This window comes from Streptomyces sp. NPDC059037 (assembly GCF_042740015.1).
In the GTDB taxonomy this organism is placed as follows: domain Bacteria; phylum Actinomycetota; class Actinomycetes; order Streptomycetales; family Streptomycetaceae; genus Streptomyces.
The window spans coordinates 17,550-20,104 of the sequence record NZ_JBHYIG010000093.1; the positions used below are offsets into that span (position 1 = coordinate 17,550).

At 68.4% G+C, this 2,555-nt stretch carries 3 protein-coding genes and 2 pseudogenes; 1 reads left to right on the top strand and 4 read right to left on the bottom strand.

Annotated elements, in window-relative coordinates:
* Window positions 1–45 precede the first annotated feature (45 nt).
* The 3 genes and pseudogenes from ACFWY6_RS20485 to ACFWY6_RS20495 form a co-directional block, all read right to left on the bottom strand.
* Complete coding sequence (locus tag ACFWY6_RS20485) at window positions 46–366, bottom strand: hypothetical protein (protein WP_384692198.1); 321 nt, start codon at window positions 364–366, stop codon at window positions 46–48.
* A gap of 61 nt (window positions 367–427) precedes the next feature.
* On the bottom strand, window positions 428–748 hold the full coding sequence (locus ACFWY6_RS20490) for a hypothetical protein (RefSeq protein ID WP_384692201.1): 321 nt from the start codon (window positions 746–748) through the stop codon (window positions 428–430).
* Between the two features lie 63 nt (window positions 749–811).
* Window positions 812–1,051: pseudogene (locus tag ACFWY6_RS20495) on the bottom strand (hypothetical protein); the annotation flags it as partial.
* A gap of 533 nt (window positions 1,052–1,584) precedes the next feature.
* Here ACFWY6_RS20495 and ACFWY6_RS20500 point away from each other — a divergent pair.
* A pseudogene (locus ACFWY6_RS20500) lies at window positions 1,585–1,968 on the top strand (hypothetical protein).
* A 228-nt stretch (window positions 1,969–2,196) separates the two neighbouring features.
* Here the strand turns inward: ACFWY6_RS20500 and ACFWY6_RS20505 are convergent.
* On the bottom strand, window positions 2,197–2,555 hold a 359-nt coding region (locus tag ACFWY6_RS20505; protein ID WP_384692203.1), incomplete at its 5' end, for a hypothetical protein.

A 2,555-nucleotide genomic window follows, 5' to 3' on the forward strand; every position in this document is an offset into this window, starting at 1 on the left:
CGGCCCACCGGGATTCCGGGGACCGCCATCGGGGTGAGGCACTGTTCAGAACAGCAGGCCGCCCTCGTACGGGGCTTGCTGCTGCTGGTTGACCGTCGCCGTGTTGCAGGCGGCGTAGTGCGAGTTCGGCGCGGCGACGCCACCGAGGACAGCTCCGTTGGACCACGGGGCGATGCAGCGGCCGTCGACGACAGCGCCGTTGACGACGGCAAGGCCCTGCTGCGGGGCGTTCACGACGACCGGGGCGGACGAGAAGCCGCCACCGCCCTTGACGGTGGTGGTGTTACCGTCGGCCGCGGCGGCGCCACCGGTCGCGAGGACGATGCCTGCGGCAATGGCGGAAACAGCCATAACCTTATTGCGCATGAGTTGAGCCTTTCCCGACTGTGATGGGGGTTTACCTGCTCCGCATCGCACGAAGCAGGAGTCAGAACAGCAGGCCACCCTCGTACGGGGCTTGCTGCTGCTGGTTGACCTTGTCCGTGTTGCAGGCGGCGTAGTGCGAGTTCGGCGCGACGACGCCACCGAGGACAGCTCCGTTGGACCACGGAGCCACACAGCGGAGGTCGGCCACGGTGCCGTTGACGATGACAACGCCCTGCTGCGGGGCGTTCACGACGACCGGGGACGTCGAGAAGCCGCCACCGCCCTTGACGGTGGTGACGTTGCTGTCGGCCGCGGCGGTGCCTCCGGCCGCCAGGACGATGCCTGCCGCGACGGCGGAAATGGCCGTAACCTTCTTACGCATGAGTTGCGCCTTTCCGGGCTGCGTTGGGGGGATTCACCTGCTGCGAATTGCTCGAAGCAGGAGTCAGAACAGCAGGCCACCCTTGTACGGGGCTTGCTGCTGCTGGTTGACCGTCGCCGTGTTGCAGGCGGCGTAGTGCGAGTTCGGCGGGACGACGCCACCGAGGACAGCTCCGTTGGACCACGGGGCGATGCAGCGGCCGTCGACGACGGTGCCGTTGACGACGAGAACGCCTTGCTGGGGCTCGTTTACGACGACCGGGGCGGACGAGAAGCCGCCACCGCCCTTGACGGTCGTGGTGTCGCCACCGTTTCCGCCATCGTGTCCGCCACCGTTGCCGTTTCCGCCACCGTTGCCGTTTCCGCCACCGTTGCCGTTTCCGCCACCGTTGCCGTTCCCATTGCCGTTGCCGTTGCCGTTGCTGCCACCGTTGCCGTTGCCGCCGTTGGCGGGCTTGGCGGGCTTGGCAGGCTTCTTGCCGGGCTTGGCGGGCTTGGCGGGCTTGGCGGGCTTGGAGACGCCACCGTTGCCCTTGCCGTCCTTGCCGTAGGTGTCGTCCGCGGAGGCGATGCCAGCGGTGCTGAGGACGGTGGTGAGCGCGAGGGCCGTGATGATCGCGAACTTCTTAGGCAACTCGGTTCCCTTCCTGAATTCACGTTTGCACGCTTACGAAAAGGAAACCCGTATATGCATGCATAAGTCACGGCGGAAACATTCAGAGGCGGGCAGGTTCCATCGGATGGCGCAACGCGGCACACTCTGCGGCGGACCCGGCTTTACGTACGTTCCTAATGATTGCCCCGTAACCGCCGGTCAGGGAATGAAATGATCTTGGTGTGGGTGTGATCACGGCGTCGGAGCCGTCCTGGATAGGCCCTTCACCGGGCTGAGCCCGCGCCGCTCCGGCAAGTTGGTGACCGCCGTACGGCGCGAGATCGCTGACGATGCGCCAGATCGCCCCGCTGTTTGGGCTCTCGAAGTCGGCGACGGACCGGATCACCGCCGACACCCGCCTGGTGGTCGTGGTCGGCCGACGGCCCCCGCCGGGCAACCGGCACGACTCCCGCGGCGGGGAGGAGTTCGGCGCCAAGGCCGCCGCCGGCTAGACGATGACCATCGCGGACGGCGGCTACCAGCGTGGCTGCCGACTCAAAGGCGATGGCGTCCACCACGCCATCCTCGGCATCGCCCGCATGCACAACCTCGCCCTGGCCGGATAGCCGACGAAATGCGTCCGGCCCACCGGTGAGGAAAAGGCCGGTGGGCCGGACGAGGGTTCACGGGTGCCGATGGGCTCGGGGCCCGCCGCGTGCGGAGCTGGAACTGCGGGTCCCGATCCAGTGTCCGGCCCCGCCGACGGTCTTCCGGCCACCGAGATCCGGATCAGAGTCTTGGAATTCCGGGCCCGTCTTTCGCCGGTACGACCGACTCGTAAGGCTGCCGGGTCGTCACTTGTTGGGGAGCAGGGTGCCGAGTCCGGCGGCGGTCGGCGCCTTCAGCGGGCGGACCTGGACCGAGCCGCTGCCAGCCGGGTTCTTCACCGGGATCGTGGGCTTCTTGGCGGCGGTCGGGTCCAGGCCGTCCAGGTAGATGCCGGACACCGGCTGCCCCGGCTTCTTCTTGTCGAACGCGCTGCCCTTGGCGAGCTGTCCGTTACTGGCCAGCTGCGTCACGGTATCGGCCGCCGGCACGATCGCCGGAGTCACCTTGGTCGGGGACGCGAGCCCGAGCGGGCCGCCGGAGTTCCCCGAGCCCTCCGCGGCGGCCGCCGCCGCCGCGGGGGGCCCCCCCCCAAAACCCCGTGACG